Origin of the sequence: Pelomicrobium sp. G1 (genome assembly GCF_051905455.1) — a bacterium.
In the GTDB taxonomy this organism is placed as follows: domain Bacteria; phylum Pseudomonadota; class Gammaproteobacteria; order Burkholderiales; family UBA6910; genus Pelomicrobium.
In genome coordinates this window covers 1-271 of the sequence record NZ_JBQACR010000350.1, presented here as the reverse complement: position 1 = coordinate 271, position 271 = coordinate 1, and the positions used below count along the sequence as shown (strand labels likewise).

General features: G+C 70.1%; 1 protein-coding gene. It reads right to left on the bottom strand.

The annotated features are described in order from the left end of the window. Nucleotides 1-200, bottom strand: a 200-nt coding sequence (locus ACTFO6_RS18800) for a helix-turn-helix domain-containing protein (protein WP_439935880.1), incomplete at its 3' end; no start/stop codon positions are given. Nucleotides 201-271: the final 71 nt, after the last annotated feature.

Genomic DNA, 271 nt, shown 5'->3' with positions numbered 1-271 from the left:
AGGTATCCCCGCTCGGTCAGGGCGCGGATCAACCGCTGCGTTTGGCGCGGCGATAGCCGGATGCGCCGGGCGATGCCCCCCACGGACGGGTAGCACCGGCCCTCGTCGTCCGCCCGGTCCGCGAGGGCGAGCAGGGCGAGGAGCTCGGAGCCGCCGCCGGGGTAGCCTGCCCAGACCATCTTCATGACGCGTATGCTCATGGTCGTCGCTCCTGCTGTGTCTCCCGCCAGTCACGCCCTCGATCGAGGAGCTCGATTAGGCGCGCTATGTC